The 21,797-nt window shown below is 73.5% G+C and carries 20 protein-coding genes and 1 pseudogene; 10 read left to right on the top strand and 11 right to left on the bottom strand.

Annotated features, from left to right (window positions below; genetic code table 11):
- Window positions 1-106: 106 nt before the first annotated feature.
- The 3 genes from ACFRAV_RS12980 to ACFRAV_RS12970 all read right to left on the bottom strand — a co-directional run bounded on the left by ACFRAV_RS12980 (window position 107) and on the right by ACFRAV_RS12970 (window position 3,004).
- Window positions 107-934, bottom strand: coding sequence for an MOSC domain-containing protein (locus tag ACFRAV_RS12980; protein ID WP_382554504.1), 828 nt, complete (start codon window positions 932-934; stop codon window positions 107-109).
- Window positions 935-973: 39 nt separating this feature from the next.
- The gene (locus ACFRAV_RS12975) at window positions 974-1,549 is read right to left on the bottom strand and encodes a DUF6643 family protein (RefSeq protein WP_382554503.1); all 576 of its coding nucleotides are present in this window, start codon (window positions 1,547-1,549) and stop codon (window positions 974-976) included.
- Between the two features lie 225 nt (window positions 1,550-1,774).
- A complete protein-coding gene (locus ACFRAV_RS12970; protein WP_382554500.1) occupies window positions 1,775-3,004 on the bottom strand; it encodes a glycosyltransferase in 1,230 nt (409 codons plus the stop codon).
- 57 nt (window positions 3,005-3,061) lie between these two features.
- On the opposite strand from ACFRAV_RS12970, the gene ACFRAV_RS12965 reads away from it, so the two are divergent.
- The 5 genes from ACFRAV_RS12965 to ACFRAV_RS12945 all read left to right on the top strand — a co-directional run bounded on the left by ACFRAV_RS12965 (window position 3,062) and on the right by ACFRAV_RS12945 (window position 9,429).
- Window positions 3,062-3,877: a glutamate racemase gene (locus ACFRAV_RS12965; protein ID WP_382554499.1), complete on the top strand. Its 816-nt coding sequence runs from the start codon at window positions 3,062-3,064 to the stop codon at window positions 3,875-3,877.
- A gap of 330 nt (window positions 3,878-4,207) precedes the next feature.
- Complete coding sequence (gene lnt / locus ACFRAV_RS12960) at window positions 4,208-5,830, top strand: apolipoprotein N-acyltransferase (RefSeq protein WP_382554496.1); 1,623 nt, start codon at window positions 4,208-4,210, stop codon at window positions 5,828-5,830.
- A 10-nt stretch (window positions 5,831-5,840) separates the two neighbouring features.
- Window positions 5,841-6,317 (top strand): NUDIX domain-containing protein, encoded by a 477-nt coding sequence (locus tag ACFRAV_RS12955; RefSeq protein WP_351117917.1) that lies wholly within the window; start codon window positions 5,841-5,843, stop codon window positions 6,315-6,317.
- A 60-nt stretch (window positions 6,318-6,377) separates the two neighbouring features.
- Window positions 6,378-7,193, top strand: a complete 816-nt coding sequence (locus ACFRAV_RS12950) for a 3-hydroxybutyrate dehydrogenase (RefSeq protein WP_382554494.1) — start codon at window positions 6,378-6,380, stop codon at window positions 7,191-7,193.
- A gap of 109 nt (window positions 7,194-7,302) precedes the next feature.
- Window positions 7,303-9,429 carry a helix-turn-helix domain-containing protein gene (locus ACFRAV_RS12945; protein ID WP_382554491.1) on the top strand — a complete coding sequence of 709 codons (2,127 nt, stop codon included), beginning with the start codon at window positions 7,303-7,305 and terminating at the stop codon, window positions 9,427-9,429.
- A 115-nt stretch (window positions 9,430-9,544) separates the two neighbouring features.
- Here ACFRAV_RS12945 and ACFRAV_RS12940 read toward each other — a convergent pair whose 3' ends face one another.
- Together ACFRAV_RS12940 and ACFRAV_RS12935 are read right to left on the bottom strand one after the other, a co-directional pair.
- A complete protein-coding gene (locus ACFRAV_RS12940; RefSeq protein WP_382554489.1) occupies window positions 9,545-10,945 on the bottom strand; it encodes an MFS transporter in 1,401 nt (466 codons plus the stop codon).
- 307 nt (window positions 10,946-11,252) lie between these two features.
- Window positions 11,253-12,245, bottom strand: a complete 993-nt coding sequence (locus ACFRAV_RS12935; protein ID WP_382554487.1) for a LacI family DNA-binding transcriptional regulator — start codon at window positions 12,243-12,245, stop codon at window positions 11,253-11,255.
- A 326-nt stretch (window positions 12,246-12,571) separates the two neighbouring features.
- Here ACFRAV_RS12935 and ACFRAV_RS12930 point away from each other — a divergent pair, with 326 nt between their 5' ends.
- The 3 genes from ACFRAV_RS12930 to ACFRAV_RS12920 all read left to right on the top strand — a co-directional run bounded on the left by ACFRAV_RS12930 (window position 12,572) and on the right by ACFRAV_RS12920 (window position 16,482).
- Window positions 12,572-14,293: a discoidin domain-containing protein gene (locus ACFRAV_RS12930; protein ID WP_382554485.1), complete on the top strand. Its 1,722-nt coding sequence runs from the start codon at window positions 12,572-12,574 to the stop codon at window positions 14,291-14,293.
- Window positions 14,294-14,476: 183 nt separating this feature from the next.
- Complete coding sequence (locus tag ACFRAV_RS12925; RefSeq protein ID WP_382554483.1) at window positions 14,477-15,847, top strand: DUF1996 domain-containing protein; 1,371 nt, start codon at window positions 14,477-14,479, stop codon at window positions 15,845-15,847.
- Between the two features lie 20 nt (window positions 15,848-15,867).
- Window positions 15,868-16,482 (top strand): DUF305 domain-containing protein, encoded by a 615-nt coding sequence (locus ACFRAV_RS12920; RefSeq protein ID WP_382554481.1) that lies wholly within the window; start codon window positions 15,868-15,870, stop codon window positions 16,480-16,482.
- A gap of 64 nt (window positions 16,483-16,546) precedes the next feature.
- On the opposite strand, the gene ACFRAV_RS12915 is transcribed toward ACFRAV_RS12920, so the two are convergent.
- The gene (locus tag ACFRAV_RS12915; RefSeq protein ID WP_382554480.1) at window positions 16,547-17,083 is read right to left on the bottom strand and encodes a MarR family winged helix-turn-helix transcriptional regulator; all 537 of its coding nucleotides are present in this window, start codon (window positions 17,081-17,083) and stop codon (window positions 16,547-16,549) included.
- Between the two features lie 120 nt (window positions 17,084-17,203).
- Here ACFRAV_RS12915 and ACFRAV_RS12910 point away from each other — a divergent pair, with 120 nt between their 5' ends.
- Entirely contained in the window at window positions 17,204-17,617 is a 414-nt protein-coding gene (locus ACFRAV_RS12910; protein ID WP_382554477.1) for an organic hydroperoxide resistance protein, read from the top strand.
- An 85-nt stretch (window positions 17,618-17,702) separates the two neighbouring features.
- Here ACFRAV_RS12910 and ACFRAV_RS12905 read toward each other — a convergent pair whose 3' ends face one another.
- Both ACFRAV_RS12905 and ACFRAV_RS12900 read right to left on the bottom strand, forming a co-directional pair.
- Entirely contained in the window at window positions 17,703-18,227 is a 525-nt protein-coding gene (locus tag ACFRAV_RS12905) for a hypothetical protein (protein ID WP_382554475.1), read from the bottom strand.
- Window positions 18,228-18,333: 106 nt separating this feature from the next.
- On the bottom strand, window positions 18,334-18,870 hold the full coding sequence (locus ACFRAV_RS12900) for a GNAT family N-acetyltransferase (RefSeq protein WP_382554473.1): 537 nt from the start codon (window positions 18,868-18,870) through the stop codon (window positions 18,334-18,336).
- 73 nt (window positions 18,871-18,943) lie between these two features.
- Here ACFRAV_RS12900 and ACFRAV_RS12895 point away from each other — a divergent pair.
- Window positions 18,944-19,291 (top strand): annotated as a pseudogene (locus ACFRAV_RS12895) (GNAT family N-acetyltransferase); the annotation flags it as partial.
- Window positions 19,292-19,350: 59 nt separating this feature from the next.
- Here ACFRAV_RS12895 and ACFRAV_RS12890 read toward each other — a convergent pair.
- Genes ACFRAV_RS12890 through ACFRAV_RS12880 form a run of 3 tightly spaced genes read right to left on the bottom strand, consistent with a single transcriptional unit; the run spans window position 19,351 to window position 21,687 of the window.
- Entirely contained in the window at window positions 19,351-20,295 is a 945-nt protein-coding gene (locus tag ACFRAV_RS12890; RefSeq protein ID WP_382554471.1) for a sugar kinase, read from the bottom strand.
- Window positions 20,288-20,941, bottom strand: a complete 654-nt coding sequence (locus ACFRAV_RS12885; protein WP_382554468.1) for a bifunctional 4-hydroxy-2-oxoglutarate aldolase/2-dehydro-3-deoxy-phosphogluconate aldolase — start codon at window positions 20,939-20,941, stop codon at window positions 20,288-20,290. Before ACFRAV_RS12885 ends, ACFRAV_RS12890 begins: the two co-directional genes overlap by 8 nt.
- Window positions 20,938-21,687, bottom strand: a complete 750-nt coding sequence (locus ACFRAV_RS12880; RefSeq protein WP_382554465.1) for a GntR family transcriptional regulator — start codon at window positions 21,685-21,687, stop codon at window positions 20,938-20,940. Before ACFRAV_RS12880 ends, ACFRAV_RS12885 begins: the two co-directional genes overlap by 4 nt.
- Between the last annotated feature and the right edge of the window lie 110 nt (window positions 21,688-21,797).

Below are 21,797 nucleotides of genomic sequence, written 5' to 3'. Positions count from 1 at the left end.
GAGAGCGACCTCACCCTTTCGGTACATCGGCCCCGCGACCGTCCGCGCCCCGGCGCACCGCGACCGTCCGCAGCCGGTACCGGGCCCGAGCGGGCCGGGGACCCGGTCACTCCAGGACCGTGACCGGGTCCCCGACCCGCACGACGCCCGTGGTCAGGGGCACCAGGTACTGGCCGAACACCAGTTGCGAGCCGAAGCGGCGGACGCGGCCGAGGGTGAGCAGCGGCTCCCGCCCACGGCGGGCGGTCTCCTGGTCGGTGGTGGTCACCACGCACCGCCCGCACGTCCGGGCGACGCGGAGGTGGACGCCGCCGACGGCCAGGCGGTTCCATCCGTCCTCGGCCCAGGCCGCGAAGCCGTCCACCATCAGGTTGGGGCGGAAGCGGTTCATCGGCAGCGGGCCCTCCCCGGGGTGGTCGCCCCGCGCCACCTCCGCGTTGAGCGCCTCGAGCGAGGCGAGGGTGGTCAGCAGCAGGGGGTAGCCGTCCGCGAAGGAGACGGTCTCGCCGGGCAGGGCGTACTCGGGGTCGACCGGACGGACGACCGCCGGGTCGTCCATGTGCAGCAGGCGCACGGGGGCGTCCAGATAGGCGCTGCACCAGGCGTGCGCCGCCTCCTCGGCGAGCACTCCCCGCACCCGGGCGCCGAAGACGTCCACCTCCGCCGCCCCGGAGGCCGCCGGGTCGGGCACGGGAACCGACAGCGGCTCCATGCCGGGCGCGGACAGACGGACGCCGCCGGGCAGGAGCTCGGCGGCGGCCAGGGCCAGACGGGGATGCCGGCGCCGGGTGACGACCTTTCCCCCGTCGTCGACCAGGGCCCAGCGCCGGTCCCCCTCCGGCCCCCAGGGCTCGATCAAGGCCTCCCGGAGAGGGTGTCCCCGGAAGGCCTTGACCGGATGTACGTGAATCGAATGAACTTCCGCTTTCCCCATGCGGTCATCGTGCCATCGGGCCCGGACCGCCCTCCCGGTTCAGTAGCCGCGGTACTCCTGCTGGCCGTACTGCGGCTGGTAGGAGACCGGCGCCTGCTGGCCGTACTGCGGGGTGTACGGGGCCTGCTGACCGTACGGGGCCTGCTGCTGCGCCGGAGCCGGGGCGGGGCGCGGAGCGGCCGGACGCATCGCCTCGTACCCGGTGCCGGCGTGCGGCGCGGGACGGGGCTGCTGCTGCGTCGGGTAGCCGCGCGGTCCGGCCGCCTGCTGCGGGATGTACGGGGCCGGGACCGGCGAGGGCGCCGGAGGCAGCGCGGCCTGGGCGGCGGGGAGCGCCGGGTGCGCCTGCGGGTACCCGTAGGACGGCGCGGGCGGCTGAGGGGCCGGCGGCTGGTAGGACGGGCCCGACGGCAGGGCGGGCAGGGCCGGCAGGTGGCTGCCGCCGGCGCCGTAGGAGGAGTGGGTGGTGTACGACGGCGTGTCGTACATCGGCGGCACCCGGATGGGCGCGATCTGAGGGGTACCCCGCTCGGCGACCAGGGAGTCGTAGATCGGGGTGTCCGGGAACGCGGCTGAGGAATAGCCGCCGCCGTAAGGGGAGCGGGGGGAGGTCATACCCATAAGTTAAGCCCACGATGTGGTCGTTGGGGAGACAGATAAGAAGGTTGTTTTCCGTGTCGGCGGTGATGTTGGATACCCAATCCGAGCGAATTTGGCAAAAAGGGGCTTCCTGTCCATCGCGAATCGTGTATGAGGGCCGGTATCGGACACGTTACCCACGGTTAACTTCAGTCACGGGAGCGTTCCCTGAGAGCGTTACGGGGGATTTGTGGCAGTCCGTCAGGCGTCCTGGCCGCTGGTGCCCGTTCGGCCGTTCGGAGCCCTCCGCGAACGGGTGACGGAAAGGGGCTCGGGGCGGCCGTAGGTGCGCCCCTTCCAGGCCGCGCCCCGCCCCCGGCAGTGGCGCACCGCGGAATCCACCGTCATCAGCGTGTAGAGCGACGCGGTGAACGGCAGCAGCACCGCCGCCCAGGGCGGCTGCCGGTGGTACCGCACCATCGGCAGGTAACTCGCCGCCATCAGCAGCCAGGCCGCGCCCCCGCAGACCGCCGCGGCCGGCACACCCGCCACCAGACCGGCCGCCAGGGCCGCCGGCGGCGCCAGGTAGACCAGGCACAGACCCGCCGCCGTGCCCGCCAGGAGCGCGGGGCTGTGGCGCAGTTGGGCGTAGGCGCTGCGCGCCACCATCCGCCACAGGTCCCGCAGCCGGGGGTACGGGCGCACGCTGACCACGCCGTCGGCCAGCCCGAGCCAGATCCGCGCGCCGGGGGAGCGCCCCTTCACCGCACCCGCCAGCGCCACGTCGTCGATCACCGCGCCCCGGATCGACTCCGGGATCCCCGCCTCCTCGGCGGCCGAGGCGCGCAGCAGGACGCAGCCCCCGGCGGCCGCCGCGGTCCGGCACTCCGGCCGCGCCACCCGGCGGAAGGGGTAGAGCTGCGCGAAGAAGTACACGAAGGCAGGCACCACCAGACGCTCCCAGGCGCCCGCCACCCGCAGCCGGGCCATCAGCGACACCATGTCGAAGCCGCCGGTGACCGCGGCGGAGACCAGGGAACGCAGGCTGTCCGGTGCGTGCGCGATGTCCGCGTCGGTCAGCAGCACGAACTCGGGGGAGCCGGCACGCGCCACGGCGAGCCCGTGCCGGACCGCCCAGAGCTTGCCGGTCCAGCCGTCCGGCGGCTCGCCGGGCGAGGCGACGGTCAGCGGCAGCCCTCCGGGGCGGCGGGCCATCTCCCGGGCCAGGTCGCCGGTGCCGTCGGTGCTGCCGTCGTCCACCAGTACCACGGAGGCCTCGCCCGGATAGTCCTGGGCCAGCAGCGACGGCAGGCTGAGCGGGAGGACGTCCGCCTCGTCGCGGGCCGGGACCACGACCGCCACCCTCGGCCACGCCGCCGGCTCCCGCCGCTCGGGGAGCCGCACGTCGGTGCGCCAGAAACGCCCGTGGCCGAGCAGCAGCCAGAGCCAGACGGCGAGGGACACGGCGGAGATCCACACCACGACGCTCATCGCCGCAGTCTGCATCACGGAACCGGGCGCTCCACGCCCATCGACTATGGTGACGGAGTGAAGATCGCGCTCATGGACTCCGGAATCGGGCTGCTGGCGGCGGCCGCCGCGGTGCGCCGGCTGAGGCCCGACGCCGATCTGGTCCTCTCCTCCGACCCCGGCAGCATGCCCTGGGGCCCCCGCGGCTCCGAGGACATCGCCCGGCTCGCCCTGGCCGTCGCCGAGGCCGCCGCGGCCCACCGCCCCGATGCCCTGATCGTGGCCTGCAACACCGCGTCGGTGCACGCGCTGCCCACGCTCCGGGCCCACCTGGAGCCCGCGCTGCCGGTCGTCGGCACGGTGCCCGCGATCAAGCCCGCGGCCGCCGGCGGGGGCCCGGTCGCCATCTGGGCCACCCCCGCCACCACCGGCAGTCCTTACCAGCGTGGGCTGATCGAGCAGTTCGCCGCGGGTGTCGACGTCACCGAGGTGCCCTGCCCCGGCCTGGCGGACGCGGTCGAGCACGCCGACGAGACCGCCGTGGAGGCCGCCGTCGCGGCCGCCGCCGCACTCACCCCGGCGCGGGTGCGCACCGTGGTGCTGGGCTGCACCCACTACGAACTGGTCGCCGGACGGATCGGCGCCGCCCTCGAGCGCGTCGTCGGCCACCGGCCCGAGCTGCTCGGCTCCGCGGGCGCGGTCGCCGCCCAGGCTCTGCGGCGCGTCGGCGAGCGTCACGCCGCTGCGGGCGACGCCGGCGCGGAGAGCGGCGCTGCCCCGGCCGGCTCGGGCACGCTGACCGTGCTGCACGGCGGCGTCGAGTCGCGGCTCACCGAGGCCGCCCTCTTCTACGCCGAGGGCCGCGGACTCCGCGAGGTCAGCGCGGCGCGCTGAGCCACCATGGCGCCGGCCGCGCGGCCGGCGCGGAACCGGGGCGAGGCCGGCGTCGGGCGCTGAGGCGCCGCGCGGGCGATCGCGGTTCCGGGCGAGGCCGACGGCAGCGCCGAGATGCCGCGTCGGTGGCAGCCGGGCCGGGCGAGACCAACGTCACCGGACCGGGGCCGGGCCGGAGGCAGAGCGGCCCGGGTACCGTCGAAGCCGTCCGACTCCTCCCGGTTCTCGCCGGTTTCCGCCCGCCCGGCGGCGATACACCGTCCTCGGCACCCCGCCGACCGGTCCGCCGGCCTGATCCGGGCCTCTGACATGCGCCTTAGACTCCACCAGGTGACCGTCACCGCACCCACCACCGAAGCCTCGGGCGACCAGCCCGCGGGCGGGTCCGCCGCGCCCCGCGGCCGGACCGCGGCCCGGCTTCGCCGGCTCCTGCCGGCCGTGGCCGCCGTCCTCTCCGGCCTGCTGCTCTACGCGAGCTTCCCCCCGCGCACCCTGTGGTGGCTCGCCCTGCCCGCCTTCGCCGTCCTCGGCCAGGCGCTCCGCGGCCGCCGCTGGAAGCCCGCCCTCGGGCTCGGCTACCTCTTCGGCCTCGGCTTCCTGCTGCCGCTGCTGGTGTGGACCGGCATCGAGGTCGGTCCCGGGCCGTGGCTCGCCCTGGTCGCCGTGGAGGCCCTGTTCCTCGGCCTCACCGCGGTGGGCGTCGCGGCCGTGTCCCGGCTGCCCGCCTGGCCCCTGTGGGCGGCGGCGGTGTGGACGGCCGGCGAGGCCGTGCGGGCGCGTTTCCCGTTCGGGGGCTTCCCCTGGGGCAAGGCCGCGTTCGGCCAGGCCGACGGCGTCCTGCTTCCGCTGGCCGCCCTGGGCGGCACCCCGCTGCTCGGCTTCGCGGTGGTGCTCAGCGGCTTCGGACTCTGCGAGGCGGTCCGGCAGGCGTGGTCGGCACGCCGCACCCGGATCGTGCGCCGCGGCGCCGCGGTCGCCGCGCTGCTGAGCCTGCTCGCCCCGTTCGGCGCCGCGCTGGTCGCGCGCGCCGCGGTGGACGCCGGCGCCGAGGACGGCACGGCCACCGTCGCCGTGATCCAGGGCAACGTGCCGCGCCTGGGCCTCGACTTCAACGCCCAGCGGCGCGCGGTGCTCGACTACCACGTCCGTGAGACCGAGCGCCTCGCCGACCGCATCGCGGCAGGCGAGGCGGAGCGGCCCGACCTGGTGCTGTGGCCGGAGAACTCCTCGGACATCGACCCCTTCGCCAACGCCGACGCCGCCGAGGTCATCGACCGCGCCGCCAAGGCCGTGGGCGCCCCGATCGCCGTCGGCGGCGTGGTCGAGCGGGACGGCAAGGTCTACAACGAGCAGATCCTCTGGGACCCCGAGAAGGGCCCGGTCGACACCTACGACAAGCGGCAGACCCAGCCCTTCGGTGAGTACCTGCCGCTTCGCCCCCTGATCGGCGCGATCAACGAGACCTGGACCAGCATGGTCCGGCGGGACTTCAGCCGCGGCACCACCCCGGGCGTCTTCGAGATGAACGGCACCGGCGTCGGGCTCATCACCTGCTACGAGGCCGCCTTCGACTGGGCGGTGCGCGACACCGTGACCTCCGGCGCCCAGCTGCTCTCGGTGCCGAGCAACAACGCCACCTTCGGCCGCAGCGAGATGACCTACCAGCAGCTCGCCATGTCCCGGGTGCGGGCCGTCGAGCACGGCAGGACGGTGACCGTGCCGGTGACCAGCGGGGTCAGCGCGATCATCCTGCCCGACGGCCGGGTGACCGCGCGCACCGGCATGTTCGTCCCCGGCACCCTCGTGCAGGAGGTGCCGCTGCGGTCCTCCAGCACCCCGGCGACCACCCTGGGCACGCTGCCCGAGTGGGCCCTGGTCCTGGTCGGCGCCGCGGGCGTCGCCTGGGCGGTCGGGCGCACCGTGCGGACCCGGCGGGCCGACACGGGCCGATAGGGTTCGAAGCATGGCAACTCCGGACTTCATCCGCACGCTGCGCGCCAGCGCCGGGCACCAGCTGCTGTGGCTGCCCGGCGTCACCGCGATCGTCTTCGACGAGGACGGCGGCCGCGTCCTGCTCAACCGGCGCGCCGACACCCGCCGCTGGGCGGTGATCGGCGGCATCCCCGACCCGGGGGAGGAGCCCGCGGCCTGCGCCGTGCGCGAGGTGTTCGAGGAGACGGCCGTGCGCTGCGTCCCGGAGCGGGTGCTGAGCGTGCAGGCGCTCAAGCCGGTGACCTACGAGAACGGCGACATCTGCCAGTACATGGACATCACCTTCCGCTGCCGCGCGGTGGGCGGCGAGGCCCGGGTGAACGACGACGAGTCCCTGGACGTGGCCTGGTTCCCGGTGGACGCCCTGCCGGAGCTCGACGCGTGGGCCGTGACGCGGATCAAGCAGGCGCTGTCGGACGCCCCCACATGGTTCGACCCTATGAGCTGAGCCGGAAGTATGGTCGCTGACCACATGGGTCGGGGTGGGGCGGCTGCCTAGGGTCTGACCATGACCGAGCAGCCCAGCACCCCCGGGGGCCTCGACTCCCCCCTCGATCCGTCCCCGCCCGACCTCTGCGGCCGCACCGCCCTGGTGACCGGCGCCGCCGGCGGCATCGGGCGCGCCTGCACCCTGCGTCTGGCCGCGGCCGGCGCCACGGTGCGGGCGGTGGACCGTGACGGACACGGCCTCGCCGAGCTGGCCGGGCAGGCGTCCGGGCTCAAGGGGACCGTCGAGCCCCAGATCCTCGACCTCACCGACCTGGACGCCGCCGAGCGGGCCGCCGCCGGCGTCGACGTGCTGGTCAACAACGCCGGGATCCAGCTGGTGCGGCCGGTGCACGAGTTTCCGCCGGACGTCTTCCACACCGTGCTCACGGTGATGCTGGAGGCCCCGTTCCGCCTCATCCGCGGGGCGCTGCCGCACATGTACGAGCGGGGCTGGGGGCGCATCGTCAACATCTCCTCCGTGCACGGCCTGCGCGCGTCCGCCTTCAAGTCGGCCTATGTGTCCGCCAAACATGGGCTGGAGGGCCTCTCCAAGACGGTGGCCCTCGAGGGTGCGCCCCATGGCGTCACCTCGAACTGTGTGAACCCCGGCTATGTGCGCACCCCGCTGGTCGAGCAGCAGATCACCGACCAGGCGGCGGTGCACGGCATCCCCGAGGACCGGGTGGTCTCCGAGATCCTGCTCCGCGACACCGCCGTGAAGCGGCTGATCGAACCGGCCGAGGTCGCCGAGACGGTGGTCTTCCTCTGCGGCCCGGCCGCCGCCACGATCACCGGATCGTCGTACGTGATGGACGGTGGCTGGACCGCCCACTGACCGGCTTGAACCATTGCGCGCGGGGCGGCGGACCACTGCCGTCCCGCGCCCGAGAGGCCGTTGTCCACAGGGGTGTCCCAGGGCCCCGGCCATGGTGAATCCTGTGCCCATGCCCCACGATCACCCGCAGAGCGTGCCGCCGCCGGTCGCCCGGCCGTCCGCGGAACCGTCCGCTCCACCCCGGCCCGCCGACGCGGCGGCCGCGGCGCCGTCCGGCGCCCCCGACGCCGCGTCCGCCACGGGGCCCGTACCGGCGTCCGCCGTCGAGCCCGGTCCCGAGGCGGCGGCCAAGACCCCGGCCGTGCCCGGTCCGGCCGCGGCACCCGACGCCGGGGACGGCGAGGCGGCGGGCGGGGCCGAGACGCCCTTCCTGGAGCTGCTGGCCCGCGGCGCCTCCGCCGACGCCTACGACCGCCCGGTGCTGGTCGCCCGGGCCGAGGGGCGTCCCGCCCCCGAGGTCGCCGCCCTGCGCCGGGCCCGGGACCTCGCCCTGCGGGTGCGCTCCGAACTCGAGGGCCGGCGCCGCCGCGAGGAGGAGCTCTCCGCGCTCTTCGCCACCGCCCACGACCTGGCGGGCCCCCGCGACCTCGACGCCGTGCTGCGGGCCATCGTCCAGCGAGCCCGCTCCCTCCTCGGCACGGACGTCGCCTACCTCTCCCTGCACGACCCGGCCCGGGGCGACACCTACATGCGCGTCACCGAGGGGTCCGTCGCCGCTCGGTTCCAGCAGCTGCGCCTGGGCATGGGCGAGGGGCTCGGCGGCCTGGTCGCCCAGACGGCGCGGCCCTACGTCACCCAGGACTACTTCAAGGACGAGCGGTTCCTGCACACCGGGACCATCGACGCCGGCGTCCACGACGAGGGCCTGGTCGCCATCCTCGGCGTCCCCCTGATGCTGGGCGACCACGTCATCGGCGTGCTGTTTGCCGCGGACCGCCGCGCCCGCGTCTTCGAACGCGGCCAGATCGCCCTGCTCAGCAGCTTCGCCGCCCTCGCCGCGGCCGCCATCGACACGGCCAACCTGCTCACCGAGACGCGCTCCGCCGTCGCCGAGCTGGAGCGGGCCAACGAGATCATCCAGGACCGCAGCGCCGTGATCGAGCGCGCCTCCGAGGTCCACGACCGCCTCGCCGAACTGGTACTGCGCGGAGGCCAGGTGCACGACGTGGCCGCCGCCGTCTCGGAGGTGCTGGACGGCTCGGTGTCCTTCGCCGACATCACCGCCGTCCCCGCCCAGGCGTTGGAGGCGTCCCGCGCCGAGGGCCACGCAGTGCCGCACGGCGACGACTGGATCGCCGCCGTGACCGCGAGCCGTGAGCTCCTCGGCGCCCTCGTGCTGCGCGGACACCCCGTCCTCGACCCGGTCGACCAGCGCACCCTGGAGCGCGCCGCCATGGTGACCTCCCTGCTGCTGCTCGCCCGCCGTTCCGCCGCCGAGGCCGAGCAGCGGGTCCGCGGCGAGCTCCTCGACGACCTCCTCGACGCCCGCGACCACGACCCCCGGCTGCTGCGGATGCGCGCCGCCCGTCTGCACGCCGACCTCGACGTCACCCACGTCGTCCTCGCGGCCCGGCTGGACGCCACCGCGCCCGGCGGCGACGCGGAGGCCGAGGCCCGCCGCAGGCTCTGGTCCGCCGCCTCCCACCTCGCCTCCACCCGGCACGGCCTGGCCGCCGCCCGCGACGGCGGGACGGTGCTGCTGCTCCCGCTGCCGTCCGGCCACAGCGCCACCGCGCTGGCCCGCGACGTCGCGCGCAGGCTGAGCACGGCGGTGCACGACGCGGTCACCGTCGGCGCGTCCGCGCCGCAGGAGGTGCTGTCAGCGGGGCCCGACCAGGTGGCGGTCGCCTACCAGGAGGCCCGCCGCTGCCTGGACGCGCTGCGGCTCCTCGGCCGGCCCGGCGACGGCGCGGCCGCCGAGGACTTCGGCTTCGTCGGCCTGCTGCTCGCCGGTGACCGGGACATCTCCGGCTTCGTGGACCGCACGATCGGCGAGGTGATCTCCTACGACGAGCGGCGCGGCACGGACCTGGTGCGCACCCTCGACGCCTACTTCGCCTGCGGGATGAGCCCCGCCCGCACCAAGGACGCGCTCCACGTCCACGTCAACACGGTGGCGCAGCGCCTCGAGCGGGTGGGCCGCCTGCTCGGCGAGGACTGGCAGCGCCCCGACCGGGCCCTGGAGATCCAGCTCGCCCTGCGCCTGCAACGCCTGGCCTCGGCACCGCGCGGCTGACCCCGGCGTGGTGCGCGAGGTCCCGCGCACAACGCCGAGGCCCCGCACACCACTCGGGTGTGCGGGGCCTCCGCCGTACCCGGGGGCGGCCGGTGGGCCGCCCCCGGGCCGGGCGTCAGACGGTCTGCTCGCTGCGCGCCGCGTCGGCCGGCGCGGTGGGGGAGCCCGCCGTCGCGGTGCCGGTGCCGTCGATGTCGTTCAGGTCGCGGTCGCGAGTCTCCTTCGCGACGGCCACCGCGATCAGCGTGATGACCGCCGCGGCGATCACGTACAGCGAGATCGGCGTGGACGTGCCGTAGCTCGTCAGCAGCGCGGTCGCGATCAGCGGAGCCGGGGCGCCCGCCGCCACCGAGGCGAACTGCGCGCCGATCGAGGCGCCCGAGTACCGCACCCGGGTGGAGAACAGCTCGGAGAAGAACGCGGCCTGCGGCGCGTACATGGCACCGTGCAGGACGAGCCCCACCGTCACCGCGGTCAGCAGGGCGAGGAAGCTGCCCGAGTCGATCAGCGCGAAGAAGGGGAACACCCACAGGCCGATGCCGGCCGCGCCGAGCATGTAGACCGGGCGGCGGCCCCAGCGGTCGGACAGCGCGCCCCATGCGGGAACCGCGCAGAAGTGGATCGCGGAGCCGATCAGCACCGCGTTCAGCGCGGTCTGCTTGGACATCTCGGCCGCCTCGACGGCGTACACCAGGATGAACGCGGTGATCACGTAGAACGAGATGTTCTCCGCCATGCGGGCGCCCATCGCGATCAGGATGTCCTTCCAGTGGTACCGGAAGACGGCGACCAGCGGGAGCTTCTCGGCGGCGCCCTCGGCCTTGCGGGCGTCGGCGGCGGCGAGCGCCTGCTTGAAGACGGGCGACTCGTCGACCGACAGGCGGATCCACAGACCGACCATGACCAGCACGCCGGACAGCAGGAACGGGATGCGCCAGCCCCAGGACTCGAAGGCGCTCTCCGACAGGGTGGCGGTCAGCAGCGCCAGCACGCCGGTGGCCAGCAGCTGGCCGGCCGGCGCGCCGGTCTGCGGCCACGAGGCCCAGAAACCGCGCCGCTTGGGATCGCCGTGCTCCGACACCAGCAGCACCGCGCCGCCCCACTCGCCGCCGAGCGCGAAGCCCTGCACCAGCCGGAGCACCGTCAGCAGCACAGGGGCCGCCGCGCCGATCGTGGCGTGGGTCGGGAGCAGGCCGATCAGGAAGGTCGCGCCGCCCATCATCAGCAGGCTGATCACCAGCAGCTTCTTCCGGCCCAGCCGGTCGCCGTAGTGACCGAACACCAGGGCGCCCAGCGGGCGTGCCAGGAAGCCGACCGCGTAGGTCAGGAACGCCAGGAGGGTGCCGACGAGTGGGTCCTCGTCCGGGAAGAACAGGGTGTTGAACACCAGCGCGGCGGCCGAGCCGTAGAGGAAGAAGTCGTACCACTCGATGGTGGTGCCGATGAGACTCGCGGCGACGATCTTCTTCAGGCTGTTCGGCGTCGGAGGCGCGGGCGCGGCTGCCGGTGAGGCCATGGTGACCACTTCCAGAAAGGGGATGGGGACGTCTACGTGTCGCCACACCGTAGGAATCCGCAGGTCAGGCGCACATGTGGCGGGGCAACATAGTTCGGGGGTTGGTTATGCGTGTGGCCACCATGCCTGCCCAGGGAGCGAAACGGAGGGGCGGGGTGGTGGCCTACACCGCGTACGTAACGAAGCGCGCAGCCAGGAACCACGCCGACGCCCGGCAGCCCGACGCCCGGCTGCCCGACGCCCGGCGGCATGACGGCATGACGGCACGGCGGCACGGCGGTTCGACGCACGTCATGCCGTCAGGGGATCAACTCGACTCACGGACCACGAGTTCGTTCGGCATGATCACCGGGCTGGTGGGGCCGCCGTCGATGAGGCTGAGGAGGAGGTGGACGGCGGCGGTCGCCTGGTCGGCCATCGGGCTGCGCACCGAGGTGAGCGCGGGGGTGGTGTAGGAGGCGGCCTCTATGTCGTCGAAGCCGACGACGGCGACGTCTTCGGGGACGCGCCGTCCCGCTTGGTGGAGTGTGCGCAGGGCGCCGATCGCCATCAGGTCGTTGGCGGCGAACACGGCATCGAGCTCGGGGTCGTCCTCCAGGAGCTGGCGCATGGCCGCGGCGCCGGACGCCCTGGTGAAGTCCCCCAGTGCCACGATGGAACGCCGGCCGGTGCCGCGCAGAGTGTCGCGGTAACCGTCGAGACGTTCGCGGGCCTCGTGGAGCTCGAGCGGCCCGGTGATGGTGGCGATACGGCGACGGTCGCGCTCCAGGAGGTGACGCACGGCCAGTGCCGCTCCGCCGGCATTGTCCAGGGCCACGTACGGGACGTTCGGCGCGGATGTCCGGTTGAAGGAGACGACCGGCAGGCCCTGTCTGGCCAGGGCGGCGGGCAGCGGGTCCGTGCCGTGCAGAGCGACGAGCAGCACGCCGTCCACGTGCCCGCCGGCGATGTGCTGCTCCACTCTCGTGCGGCTCTGGTCCGATTCGGCGAGCATCAGCACCAGCCGCTTCCCGGCGGTCTCCAGTTCCCTGCTGACGGCACGGACCACGGCGGAGAAGAGGGGGTCGTCGGAGACGACTCCCTGGGGCGGGTCGGAGACGACCACGGCAAGGGTGTCCGTGCGACGGGTGACGAGGTTGCGTGCCGCCCCGTTGGGGACGTAACCCAGTTCCTGGACGGCTCGCATGACGATGTCGCGGATCTGGGGGGCGACCGTCGTCTCGCCGTTGATGACGCGGGAGACGCTCGACTTGGACACACCCGCCCGGGCGGCGACCACCTCAAGAGTGGGGCGCTTCATGCCTGTCCGTCCTTGGCGCCGTCGCCGGGGTCACTGCTCGGGGAGAGGTGTCTCATCAGGGTGACCTCCGGCTCTGCGTCATGGCGATGCGATCAGCGTATCCGCAGGCGAGAGCGGAGTGAGCGTCCTGAGACCTCAACTCTCTTTGCACGACGCCTGTGTTGTCCGCCCCGCGCGAGAGTCGTGAGAAATCGCTCCCCGGGCGGGACGCGCCGGTTCCGGCCACGTTCCTCCTGGATGACAGGTCCCTTGACAGTCGTGACCGACCCCTCCATTCTCCGTTGAGGGAGCGCTCCCTCAGCCCGCCAACGCCAGAGGAGTCGCACGTGCAAACCCTCTTACGTCGCTTCGGCCTGCTTCTGGCCGTCGCGTCCTCACTGCTCGCCTTCGTCGCCCTGCCGGCTCCCGCCGCTCAGGCGGCGGACGTGTTGCTCTCCCAGGGGAAGACCGCCACCGCCTCGAGCACGGAAGGCGTCTTCAGCGCCCGCAGCGCCGTCGACGGCGACGCCGGCACCCGGTGGTCCAGCGCGTTCGCGGATCCCCAGTGGATCCGGATCGACCTCGGAGCCACGGCCCGGATCAGCCGGGTCGCCCTCAACTGGGAGACCGCGTACGGCAAGGCGTTCAGGATCGAGGTGTCGAACGACGCCGCCAGGTGGACCGTCGTTCACCAGACGGCCACGGGTACCGGCGGCGCCCAGAGCCTGTCCGTCTCCGGCAGCGGGCGTTACGTCCGCATGTACGGCACCGAGCGAGCCACTGCCTACGGGTACTCCCTGTGGGAGTTCCAGGTGTTCGGCGCCTTCGGGTCCGGCGACCCGGGCGGTGACACCGACAAGCTGCTCTCCTACGGCAGGACGGGCGCGGCCTCTTCGTCACAGACCGACTCCAACTGCTGGGAGTGCTCGCCCGCCAGGGCTTTCGACCGCGATCCGGCCTCACGCTGGGCGACGAGTCCCACCACGGGGTGGACGGATCCGGGCTGGATCTCCGTCGACCTCGGCGCGACGGCGCAGATCGACAAGGTGGTGCTGCAGTGGGATCCCGCCTACGCCAAGTCCTTCCAGATCCAGGTCTCGCCGAACGGGTCCGACTGGACGCCGATCTATTCGACGACCGCCGGGACGGGGTTCAAGCAGACCTTGTCCGTCTCCGGCAGCGGGCGTTACGTCCGCATGTACGGCACCGAGCGCGCCACCCCGTACGGCTACTCGCTGTGGGAGTTCCAGGTGTACGGCACCGGCGGTGACCCCGTACCGGCCCCGCCCCTGCCGAGCGACCCCGCGAACCCGCCCCGGCTGGTGTGGAGCGACGAGTTCGACGGAGCCGCCAACAGCAGGCCCGACGCCTCGAAGTGGCGGCCGGACCCCGGCACCGGACCCAACAACGAGTTGGAGTACTACACCGACCGCACCGCCGCCCTGGACGGGTCCGGGCACCTGGTGATGGAAGCACGCAAGGAGACGACCGCCGGATCGACGTGCCCGCGTGATCCGCTGAGCGGGAGCGGCACCTGCCAGTACACGTCGGCGCGGATCAACACGGGTGCGACGTTCCAGTTCACCTACGGACGTGTCGAGGCCCGCATCAAGGTGCCCAAGGGCAACGGCCTGTGGCCCGCGTTCTGGATGATGGGCGCGGACTTCCTCACGGGCCGACCGTGGCCGTACAACGGCGAGGTCGACATCGTGGAGGTGCTCGGCAAGGACGTGAAGACCGCGTACTCGACCGTCCACGCACCGGCCTACAACGGTGGAGGCGGGATCGGAGCGCCGTACACGCTGCCCGGGAACGCCGACTTCTCCGACGACTTCCACACCTGGACCGCCGACTGGAACAGCAAGGGCATCACCTACAGCCTGGACGGCCGGACCGTTTTCTCCCTCGACAAGGACGAGGTGGAGCGGACCCGCGGACCATGGATCTTCGACCACCCGCACTACATGATCCTCAACCTGGCGGTCGGAGGGGACTGGCCGGGCCCGCCGGACGCCGGTACGCCCTTCCCCTCGAAGATGCTCGTCGACTACGTGAGGGTCTACCAGTAGTCGCTCCGGGCTCCGGGCTCCGGGCTCCGGGCTCCGGGCTCCGGGCGACGCGAAGCGCCCGCGCCGCACCACACCCAGGGCACGATCCTCCGGTCTGCTGCCCTGCCCCCTTATCCCACGGCCGTGCCCGCAAGGAGCCGGCCGTGCCGTTCCCTCTCGATCCGACGCACGTGAGGAAGTGACATGGGCAGACATTCCCTCTCGCTGTACACGCTGTTCGCGGGCGCTTTGGCGGTGGTGCTGGCCGCCGCCCTGAGTCTGACGGTCTCGGCTCAGCAGGCGCAGGCCGCCACGGTCACGGTCCAGGCCGAGTCCTACGCCGCCCAGTCGGGCGTCGTGCTGGAGGCGACCGGGGACACCGGTGGCGGGCAGAACGCGGCGTTCCTCGCCGACGGCGACTGGATGCGTTTCGACAACGTCGATCTCGGCGCGGCCGGTCGCCTGACCGTGTCCGCCAGGATCGCCTCCGCCACCGGCTCGGGCACGGTGGAGTTGCGCACCGGCAGCCTGGCCGGTCCGCTGCTCGCCGTCGTGCAGACGTCCCCGACCGGGGGCTGGCAGAGCTGGGTGACCCGGACGACCGAGGTCACCACCCACCCCACCGGGTCGCAGACCGTGTTCGCCGTGCTGCGCGGCGCGACCGGCGGCGACTTCCTCAACATCAACTGGTTCTCCTTCGCCGGTGCGGGGGACGGCACAGCGACCGGATGGGTCCCTGTCGACCAGGCCAGATGGAACGCCCAGCTGGCACAGTTCCGTGCGATGACTCCGGCCGCGGTGCCCGCCGGGACGGTCCGTGTTCCGGAGTTCAACGCCACCTGCACCTACAGCCACTCCAAGCCGGACGACCCCATCGTCCTGCCGGGCCTTCCCGGCGCGTCCCACATGCACAGCTTCTTCGGCAACAGGAGCACGGACGCGTTCTCCACCACCCAGTCGCTGCTGGCCGCCACACCGACCACCTGCGCCCCCGCCAAGGACCTCTCGGCGTACTGGATTCCCACCCTCTACGAAGGCGACAAGGCCGTCGAGGCAGAGGGCATGATCGTCTACTACGGTTCGCGGTTGCCCGATCCGTCGGTGACCGTGCCCTTCCCCGAGGGATTCCGCATGATCGCGGGCGATGCCAAGGCGCAGACGCCCACGCCCGCGGGATCTCCCGGACAGTTCTGGTGCGCCGGCGAGGGCGGCGAGACCGGCCGCAGCGCCGACGGCAACTGGCCGGTCTGCGCCCCGAAGGCCCACCTCACCCACCAACTCGTCTTCCCCGACTGCTGGGACGGGAAGCACCTGGACAGTCCCGACCACAAGTCGCACGTCGCGTTCGCCTACGACGGCAAGTGCAGCGGCGCCTACCCCGTCGCCATACCGAACCTCTCCTTCGTCGTCAGCTACCCCACCGGTGGCAGCGCGGCAGGTTTCCGGCTGGCCTCGGGCATGGCGTCGTCCATCCACGGCGACTTCTTCAACGCCTGGGACAACGCCGCGCTCGGGCAGCGTGTGAAGGACTGCATCACCCAGAAGGCCAAGTGCAACTCCGCCGGCACCTTCTGACCCTGCGGTCGGCATGCGCCGTGGCCGCGGTACTGCTGGCTGTCGGCTGCTCCACGCAGCCGCCGGCCGGCACGTCGCCGCAGGCCACCGGCGCATCGCCGGCGGCCGCCGGTGTGTCCCCGCCGGCCGGCGCGTCGCTGTCGGCGGCCTTCAACGCCACCGACACCGCGTGGATCCAGCTCATGATCCCCATGGCCGAGCGTGCGCGACTCCTGACCGATCTGGCGCCTTCGCGCACGGCCGACCCGGCCCTGGCGGCGCTGGCGGCCAGGCTCGGATCGGGACTGCGCGAAGACGAGCGACGCCTGCGCGCCTTGCTGGAGCTCTCAGGCGTCCCCGACACCCGCCCGCACGAGGGGCACGACATGCCGGGCATGGTCGCCCTCACCACCATCGAGAAGGCGAGCGCCGCGAGGGGGCACGAGTTCGACGAGATTCTCACCGAGGCGCTGCGGGCCCACCTGACGCAGTCCCGGACGCTCTGCGCCGGCGAAGGCGCCAACGGCCGAGCCGGAACGGCGAAGGAACTGGCCACGACCATCGCGAGGAACACGGCCGAACAGATCACCTGGCTGGACCGGCTGCGCCCGGCGCGACCTGGGCCGGACGGCACCACGGCGAGGCCAGGGCCGTAGACGGGCGGACGGGCTTGCGCCCGAAAGCCGATCGCGTCCCTGGTCCGTGCCCGTGGGGGAGGCGTCAGTCCGTGCCCGTGGGGGAGGCGTCCGCCGTGGTCCCGCTCTCTCCCCGGGTGAAGCCGTCGAGCGCCTCGGTCAGCCGGTCGAGCAGTGCGCGCAGCGCGAGGGCGTCCTGGTGGTCGAGGCCGGTGGCCGCGGCGATGCGGGGCGGGACCCGGCGGGCCCGCTCCCGCAGGGCCTCGCCCTCGGCCGTCAGGTGGACCTGGACCGACCGCTCGTCCTCGGCCGAGCGCTCGCGGCGCACCAGTCCCGCCGCCTCCAGGCGCTTGAGCAGGGGGGACAGCGTTCCGGAGTCGAGCCGCAGACGCTCACCCAGGCCCTTCACCGGCGTCGTGCCGTGCTCCCACAGCACCAGCATCACGAGGTACTGGGGGTAGGTGAGGCCGAGTTCCTTGAGCACGACGCGGTAGACGCCGTTGAAGGCCCGCGAGGCCGCGTTCAGGGAGAAGCAGATCTGGCGGTCCAGGACGAGGAAGTCGTCCTCGAGGGCGGCGTCACCACGGCCGGTGTCGGCGGGGCGGGGCTCCTGGTGGCTCATGGGGACAAGCCTAGCCAAGGACGAGCCGCGTGCATTTTGATTGTGCGCAACTTAATTGTGTGCTTCACTTGGTCGTGCCGCGGTCACCCGACCGCGGGAACACCTGGGGAAGGCATGCACATGGACGCGCTCTACACCGCGGTCGCCACCGCCACGCACGGCCGGGACGGCCGGGCGGTCGCCTCCGACGGAAAGCTGGACGTCCAGCTGGCGTCGCCGCGTGAGCTGGGCGGCAACGGTGAGGGGACCAACCCCGAGCAGCTCTTCGCGGCGGGATACGCCGCCTGTTTCGCCAGCGCGCTGGGCGCGGTCGGCCGACAGGCGAAGATCGACGTCTCGGACGCCGCGGTCACCGGAGAGGTGTCGATAGGCAAGGAGGGCGTCGGCTTCGCCCTGGCCGTCACGCTGCGCATCGAACTGCCCGAGTCGGTGGACGAGGAGACCGGCCGCAAGCTCGTCGAGCAGGCCCACCAGGTCTGCCCCTACTCCAACGCCACCCGCGGCAACATTCCGGTGGACCTCGTCATCGAGTAGTCACGGTCCCGCGGACGGCCGTCCGTCGACGCCACGCCGACCCGCCGACCTGCCACCGACGCCCCGGCCCCTGCGGCCCGGGGCGTCAGTGGCCTGCCAGCAGTTTGACCGAGACCACCGCCAGGCCGATCACGGTGTTCAGGACGGCCGTCACCGTGGCGCGCCACGGCCCCGCCCCGACCCGCCGGCCTCCCGCGAACCCCCACAGGGCCAGCGCCGCGACCTCGCTGCCCACCGACACCCACAGTGCCGTCGTCAGTCCCAGCAGGCCGGCCGCGGACAGGCCGATCATCAGCACGGGGCCGACGGCGCAGGTCAGCAGCGGGCTGCTGGTGAACAGGACGTGCTTGACCTCCCGCGGGGTCGGCCACCGCCGGTGGGCGACCGGGTGGGCCTGCAGGTCCGCGACCAGCGTCGCCAGCCACAGGCCCAGCGCGGTCACCACGACGGAGACCAGGGCGCCCGCGTGAGTGGGGTGTCCGCCCTGCGCGAGTCCCACCAGTACGGCCAGCAGGGTGAGCGAGGCGTAGATGCGCTCCTTGAGCCGCTCCTCCAGCACCTCGGCACGGCCACCGTGCGCGGCGTCGTGCGGCGGCGTGCTTCCGCTCATGGGCGCACCCCGGTGCCGCTTCGCGTCGTGATCGGCGTGTGCACCCTGGGAGCGTAGCCGGTCGGCTCCGGCGCGCCGGCCATGACCGGGGCGAGGTGCGGCACGGTCACGGGGGCGTCGGAACGCCGGGCGGAGTGGACGGCGACGAAGCGGGTGCACGGTGTGCGGACCTGCACTCCCTCAGGAGTTGGCTCCCCCGTCGGCCGACCAGGTGAAAGCCGGCCTTGGTCCATGCCTTGACGGCCCTGCGGTTGGACGCCTCGGGGTCGACGGTCACCCGGTCCCAGCCCACGACGGTATGGAGGTGCCGGACGAGGGCCCGGGCGGCGTCAGGGCCGAGCCCTCGGCCCTGTACGTCGGGCAGGAGCACCATGTCGACACCGCCTTCGTGCGGGCCGGAGACGACGTGCTGGGCGTAGCCCACGGGAACGCCGTCATCGAGCACCAGCAACGAGACCACAGCAGGGCGCCGCCCTCCGATGTACTTGGCGGCCACCTCCTCACGGGTGAGGGGCCGTCCGCCCCAGCCACGGACGAACTCGGGGTCGGCGAACCACTCGGCGAGCAGTGTCAAGTGCTCCTCCGTGGCGGGAACGAGCACCGTGGCCTCGCCCGCGATGCCGCCCATCGGAGTGTTCTGCATGGAAGCCGACTCCTTCTCCGCGCGTGTCCCGGCCATCCTTCCAGAGCGGAAATACGCGTTGCGCCGCTTCCAGGTGAGGGAGGATGCTGACTCGTCGGAGGTGGACCAAGTGACCACTCTTGCCTTGGAGCTGACCGTCCGTGACCTCGTGCAGGCGGACCTGGCGGCGTGCGGATGGGCCGGCTCCGCGCGTCATCTCGCCGTAGTGGGTGAGCAGTTGGAGCGCAGGCGGCTCGGCGAGGTGGACTACCTGGCGGTCTGCGCCCGCGCGGACGTTCCGATCGCCAAGGGCGGTGTCGACTACCGGGCCAAGGAGGGCGTGGGCACACTGTGGCAGCTCGCCGTCCACCCCGCACTGCAGTCCTGCGGCGTGGGCACGTTTCTCATCGAGGCCGCGGAGCAGCGCATCAGGGACCGAGGGTCCACCCCCGGGCGGCCTTCGTGATCCGGCCGTCCGGGGGCGGAGCGGGTGAGGAGACGTCAGCGGGAGACGTTCTCCGAGGCCGTGAGCAGGCCCAGTTCGCGGCGGGTCGGCAGACCCTCCCAGTCGCCCGGGACCGTACAGGCGAAGGCCCCGGTCGCGGACGCCGTGGTCAGCCGCTCCGACAGCGGGCGGCCCGCTAGGAGCTCGGCCAGGTAGCCGGCCACGAAGGCGTCGCCCGCCCCCACCGTGTCCACCGCGTCGACCCGCAGCGCGGGCATCCGCACCCGCTCGCCGTCCGCGACCGCCGCGCACCCGTCCGCGCCCAGCTTCACGACCGCCTGCGACGGCCCCAGCGCGCACAGCGCCGCGGCCACCTCGAGCGGATCGTCGTCCGCGGCCACGAACAGCTCGGCCTCCTCCGGCCCGGCGAACACGACGTCCGCCTCCCGGACCAGCCAGGCCAGCGCTTCCGCCGCCTGGGCCGGACTCCACAGCTTGGTGCGGAGGTTGACGTCGAAGGACACCAGCAACCCCCGCTCCCGGGCCGCCGACACCGCGTGCCGCACCGCCTCGGCGGCCGACGCCGACAGCGCCGGGGTGATGCCCGTGACATGCAGCAGACGCGCGTCGTGGAAGACCTCGTCCGGCACGTCGGCCGGGGAGAGGCGGGACCCCGCGCTGCCCGCGCGGTAGTACCAGACCCCCGCCGTCCGGGCCGTACGCCGCTCCTTGACCATCAGCCCGGTGGGCGCGCCAGCGTCCACCACCGCCCGCACGTCCAAGCCCTCGCCGCGCAGCTCGCGCAGCACCCGCTGCCCGAACGGGTCGTCGCCGACCCGCCCGATCCAGGCCGCGGACACGCCGAGCCGCCGCAGGCCGACGGCCACGTTGCTCTCCGCGCCGCCTATGCCCAGGCTCATCCCCGGCACGTGCGCCAGGGCGCCCACCCGGTCGGGCGCGAGCAGCGCCATGGTCTCCCCGAGGGTGACGACCTCAGCCACCGGACACCTCCGCCGCCGCCTCGCGCACGCTCCGCACGACCTCGCGCGCCCGCACCCGCAGCGCGCCCAGGGCGCCGCCGGACAGCGCGTCGCCGAGCAGCGGACCGCCCAGGCTGACGGCCGGGCAGCCGACCCGGATCCACTCGCCGGCACTCGCGCGGTCCACGCCGCCGGACGGGATCACCGGCATCGCCGGGAACGGCCCGTGCAGGTCCTTCACGTAGCGCGGCCCCACCGCGGACGCCGGGAACAGCTTCACCGCGCTCGCACCGGCCGCCCAGCCTGTGCGCAGCTCGGTCGGCGTCAGCCCGCCGGGCACGATCGGCACGCCCCGCTCCACGGCCGCGCGGATCAGCTCCGGGTCGGTGTGGGGCGTGACCACGTATCGCGCCCCCGCCGCCAGCACCGCGTCCAGGTCCTCGAGCGTGAGGACGGTGCCCGCGCCCACCTCGACGTCGGGCCCCAGGGAGGTCGCCAGCTCGGCGATCGCGTCGACGCCCCCGGCGGTCGTCAGCGTCACCTCGAAGCTGCGCACCCCCTCCTCGGCCAGGGCCTCCGCCGCCGGCCGCAGGTACGAGGCGTCCGCGGCGCGCAGCACCGCGATCACCCGGCTCTCCAGCAGGATCGGACTCAGGGGAATGCTCATCGGTGCTGCTCCTTCGTACGGGGCCGGCGGCGCGGAGGTGCGGAGTCCTCGCCGTCGAACAGTTCGGGGTGGCGGTCGCGGATGGTCTCGACGTCGGCGAACACCTGCCGCAGGTGGCCGCGGAGCGCGCCGTCCGCGCCGCCCTCGTCGCCCCGCTCCAGGGCGTCGACCACGTCGGTGTGCTGCTGCACCAGCAGTGTGATCCGGTCCTCCAGGGGGAGGGACAGCCGCCGAGCCCGGTCCAGGTGCGCCTTGGCGTGGCCCACCACCGACCAGGCGTCGCCGTGTCCGCCGACCGCCATGAGGCGGGCGTGGAACTCTTCGTCGAGCCGGAAGAACGTCTCCGGGTCGCCGCGCCGGTCGGCCTCGGCCTGCCCGGCCAGCAGGGCCCGCAGCTCCAGGACGTCGCGCTCGGTGGCCTGCGCCACGCCGTCGCGCAGCGCGGCCAGCTCCAGGGCCTCACGGACGAACTGGGCCGAGGCCACGGCCTGCGGCCGGATCCGCGAGACGAAGGTGCCCAGCTGCGGATAGACGTCCACCAGGCCCTCCTCGCCGAGCAGTATCAGGCTCTCGCGGACCGGGGTCCGGCTCACGCCAAGCTCGGCGGCCAGGTCGTTCTCCGACAGTGCCGCGCCGGGGCGCAGCTCCAGCCCGACGATCCGTGCCCGCAGCAGCTCGTACACCAGCTGCCTGGTGTTCCGCCCCCGCGCCCGCGCCGCGTGCAACCCGTTGACCGCCGAAGCCATCCCGGGCCTCCCCTCTTGACGTTGTCCGGTGTACTTGTATGGTAGCCGACGAACTCAGGGGCCGCAGGCATCCCGGGCGCTTCTCCCCAGCTCCCTCCCGTCCATGCGGC

It is taken from the genome of Streptomyces sp. NPDC056600 (assembly GCF_042792855.1).
In the GTDB taxonomy this organism is placed as follows: Bacteria; Actinomycetota; Actinomycetes; order Streptomycetales; family Streptomycetaceae; genus Streptomyces.
The sequence above is the reverse complement of the archived record's forward strand: the minus strand, read 5'-3'. Positions and strand labels throughout refer to the sequence as shown.

Excerpts from the sequence above, each read along its gene's own strand:
- ACFRAV_RS12980 (WP_382554504.1), bottom strand. The coding sequence starts at position 934 with ATGGGGAAAGCGGAAGTTCATTCGATTCACGTACATCCGGTCAAGGCC.
- ACFRAV_RS12945 (WP_382554491.1), top strand. The coding sequence starts at position 7,303 with ATGCCCCACGATCACCCGCAGAGCGTGCCGCCGCCGGTCGCCCGGCCG.
- ACFRAV_RS12975 (WP_382554503.1), bottom strand. The coding sequence starts at position 1,549 with ATGACCTCCCCCCGCTCCCCTTACGGCGGCGGCTATTCCTCAGCCGCG.
- ACFRAV_RS12885 (WP_382554468.1), bottom strand. The coding sequence starts at position 20,941 with ATGAGCATTCCCCTGAGTCCGATCCTGCTGGAGAGCCGGGTGATCGCG.
- ACFRAV_RS12880 (WP_382554465.1), bottom strand. The coding sequence starts at position 21,687 with ATGGCTTCGGCGGTCAACGGGTTGCACGCGGCGCGGGCGCGGGGGCGG.
- ACFRAV_RS12950 (WP_382554494.1), top strand. The coding sequence starts at position 6,378 with ATGACCGAGCAGCCCAGCACCCCCGGGGGCCTCGACTCCCCCCTCGAT.
- ACFRAV_RS12955 (WP_351117917.1), top strand. The coding sequence starts at position 5,841 with ATGGCAACTCCGGACTTCATCCGCACGCTGCGCGCCAGCGCCGGGCAC.
- ACFRAV_RS12905 (WP_382554475.1), bottom strand. The coding sequence starts at position 18,227 with ATGAGCGGAAGCACGCCGCCGCACGACGCCGCGCACGGTGGCCGTGCC.
- ACFRAV_RS12910 (WP_382554477.1), top strand. The coding sequence starts at position 17,204 with ATGGACGCGCTCTACACCGCGGTCGCCACCGCCACGCACGGCCGGGAC.
- ACFRAV_RS12900 (WP_382554473.1), bottom strand. The coding sequence starts at position 18,870 with ATGCAGAACACTCCGATGGGCGGCATCGCGGGCGAGGCCACGGTGCTC.
- ACFRAV_RS12935 (WP_382554487.1), bottom strand. The coding sequence starts at position 12,245 with ATGAAGCGCCCCACTCTTGAGGTGGTCGCCGCCCGGGCGGGTGTGTCC.
- ACFRAV_RS12915 (WP_382554480.1), bottom strand. The coding sequence starts at position 17,083 with ATGAGCCACCAGGAGCCCCGCCCCGCCGACACCGGCCGTGGTGACGCC.
- ACFRAV_RS12940 (WP_382554489.1), bottom strand. The coding sequence starts at position 10,945 with ATGGCCTCACCGGCAGCCGCGCCCGCGCCTCCGACGCCGAACAGCCTG.
- ACFRAV_RS12970 (WP_382554500.1), bottom strand. The coding sequence starts at position 3,004 with ATGAGCGTCGTGGTGTGGATCTCCGCCGTGTCCCTCGCCGTCTGGCTC.
- ACFRAV_RS12925 (WP_382554483.1), top strand. The coding sequence starts at position 14,477 with ATGGGCAGACATTCCCTCTCGCTGTACACGCTGTTCGCGGGCGCTTTG.